The following is a 2515-nucleotide window of genomic DNA, read 5'->3' as shown; positions in this document are numbered from 1 at the left end:
GTAAGCGTCCGACATTCATCCCCCTCCACGAGTATTGATGGTGACGACTTCTAAACCAATATGGTCACCATTGCTACATGCAGATGGTGACGACATCTATATCATTGCTGCCAGTTATGAGGCAGGAGTTTGATTTGCTCTTTCTTTTCGGGCGTCTTGGGAGCCTTGGTGAGGACATCGGGCAGCCATGCATGGGGATCGACCCCGTGGATCTCGCAGGTCAGGAGCATGGAGTAGATGACGGCGGTTCGCTCTCCGGCGTCGGGAGAGCCGATAAAGAGCCAGTTTTTCTTTCCGATGGCCGAGGGACGGATTTTGTTTTCGACGAGGTTGTTGTCGATCTCGGCTTCGCCGTGATGGAGGTAGCGGCACAGGCATTTCCAGCGCGCCAGAGCGTAAGAGCAGGCCTTTCCGAGGTTGGACTGGGACAGGCAACGATTTTGGGAGATGGTGATCGCGATTTTGAGCCACTTGAGGATGCGCGCCTGGTCCACTTTCCGCTGCCGGGCTCTCTCGACCGGAGAGAGTCCCTGCTTGCGGTATCGTTCTTCAAAGTCGTAGAGCCTGCCGATGAGGCCGAGGATCAGGCTGGCTTCCCTCGGATGGTCGGACCGGGCGTTGAAAAAGCCCCGGCGGGCATGGGCCCAGCAACCCAGATGGATGATGGCTTCAGCGTTCTTGACCAGAGCGTTGTAGGCCTCGTAGCCGTCGGTCTGCAAAAGGCCCGTAAATCCTTCGAGCAAACGGGTTGCTTCAACGTGCCGACGGGACAGCCGCCAGTCGAAGACCACGCCGAGGCCGGGACTGTGGACGACCCACAGGAAGCCTTGGGAGGTTTTGCCTTTTTTGTTGTCGGGATCCTGGAACCGGACGGGAGTCTCGTCGGCTTGGACGTAGCCGCTTTCGAGCAGCTCCTGTCGCATGTGGTTGTAGAGGGGCTTGAGCCAGAAGGCTACCGTTTGCACCCAGTCGGCCATGCTCTGGCGGGAGATCTTCGCACCCCAGCGCTCGAACATCTTTTGCTGCCGGTAAAGGGGAAGATGGTCGATATACTTGCCCAGCACCACCCAGCCGACCAGCCCCGCGGAGGCGTAACTGCCTTGGACGGGCCTTTCGAGGGCCGGAACCACTACCGGAGGGAGGCTTCGCTCGATGCGGTGGCGGAACTTCAGCCTGCGGATGAGGCGCTTGAAGATCTTCGGCGGGGTGATATCGATCTCGAAGGTTTCTTCGGCCCCTATTTGCTCGTAGAGGTCCGGGTCGGCTTTCACCTCCTCGGGGACGATCTCCACGGTCTCGGCAACCGGCACCTTCTCGAAGCGCTCGATGGCACCCTTGGAACGTTGCCGGGCTTTCGAGCGGATATAAGAGACCTCCTGTCGTTCCATTTGCTTTTGCCGGGTCTCCATCTCCTCCAGGGCGAGCAACGCCTGGTCCCGGTCGATTCTTTCGCTTTTGCCTCCCCCGAAGAGCTGACGCTTGAACCAGGCGATCTGCTGCTTGAGCAGGTCGTTCTCCCGTCGAAGCTCGTCGTAGGTAGGCGGCATTGAGTATCCATACAGTGGATACTTAGATCGGACGGTCAATCCCTTTTTCGCTCATACCAGGCTTTTTCGCATCCTTTTTGCAGATCGATTCCGTTCAAGAGCATGGTCACCGCTTCCGGCTTGAGGCTGAGCTTCTTGCCGTCACTGCCCAAAGGCCAACTGAATCGGCCCTTCTCCAGGCGCTTGGCAAAAACCCAGGCCCCGGTCCCATCCCAATAAAGAGCCTTCAGCCGGTTGCGCGCCTTGTTCGTGAACAGGTAAAGCTTCCCCTCCATGGGATCTTCGAAAAGATGCTGCTCGACCACTGCCCACAGTCCATTGAAGCTTTTGCGCATATCGGTCGGCTCTACCGCCAGCACCACCCGCAGCGAATGAGGTAACGAGAGCACCGCTCACCCCCGGATTCGTTCGATTAACCTCCACAGAGCGTCCTCGTCGCCGGTTCGCACCACGAGCCCTCCACCAAGATCGAGCTCGAAACCGCTCTCCGATGCCGATCCGAAGGGAACGACCATCTCCACAAAGTCGCTCCGGTGCGAAGGTCCATTGCGGTCCCTGCTTTTGCGTCTCTGACCCAGCCAGGAAACGAAGGTGTGGTAGTTCACCCCTTCGCGCCGACAAAACTCCTTCTGCGTCAGTCCGCAGCCCTCGTAGGCCTCCAGCAAACGCTCACGTTCGCCATCGGACAGAACCTTACGGCCCCGTGAATCTCGCTTCGGTTCTACCTCAGGTGTCGCTTCAATCGCTTCCATGCCCGGCAGTATGCCAGAATAGACATCGATTGGGAATGAGGTCGACTAACGGACGCTTACCAAAAACTGAACCGCTTGAAGAGTTAATCTGGCTCTTACAAAAAGGAGACCAGACCAATGAAAAAAAAAGGTTCATCGTCGATTGGCGGGAAAGAAGTAGCAAAGAAGCGGAATCGAAGTTAACTGATGTTGTAACTACACTAACATCAATCACTT

General features: G+C 57.2%; 4 protein-coding genes. 1 reads left to right on the top strand and 3 read right to left on the bottom strand.

All coding sequences use genetic code 11. The features are described 5' to 3' along the window. Positions 1–101 precede the first annotated feature (101 nt). From tnpC to tnpA, 3 genes are read right to left on the bottom strand one after another with little or no spacing between them, the layout of a single operon-like run. Complete coding sequence (gene tnpC, locus H5P30_RS05620; protein ID WP_185691970.1) at positions 102–1547, bottom strand: IS66 family transposase; 1446 nt, start codon at positions 1545–1547, stop codon at positions 102–104. 35 nt (positions 1548–1582) lie between these two features. After that, positions 1583–1936, bottom strand: a complete 354-nt coding sequence (gene tnpB, locus H5P30_RS05615; protein WP_185691969.1) for an IS66 family insertion sequence element accessory protein TnpB — start codon at positions 1934–1936, stop codon at positions 1583–1585. Positions 1937–1939: 3 nt separating this feature from the next. After that, positions 1940–2299: an IS66 family insertion sequence element accessory protein TnpA gene (tnpA, locus tag H5P30_RS05610; protein WP_185691968.1), complete on the bottom strand. Its 360-nt coding sequence runs from the start codon at positions 2297–2299 to the stop codon at positions 1940–1942. A 35-nt stretch (positions 2300–2334) separates the two neighbouring features. Between tnpA and H5P30_RS21870 the strand changes: the two genes are divergently transcribed. Next, a partial coding sequence (locus H5P30_RS21870; protein WP_221774289.1) for a hypothetical protein occupies positions 2335–2515 on the top strand: 181 nt, incomplete at its 3' end.

Source organism: Puniceicoccus vermicola (genome assembly GCF_014230055.1).
GTDB lineage: Bacteria > Verrucomicrobiota > Verrucomicrobiia > Opitutales > Puniceicoccaceae > Puniceicoccus > Puniceicoccus vermicola.
Note: the sequence above shows the minus strand (reverse complement) of the source record. Positions and strands in the feature narration are given on the sequence as shown.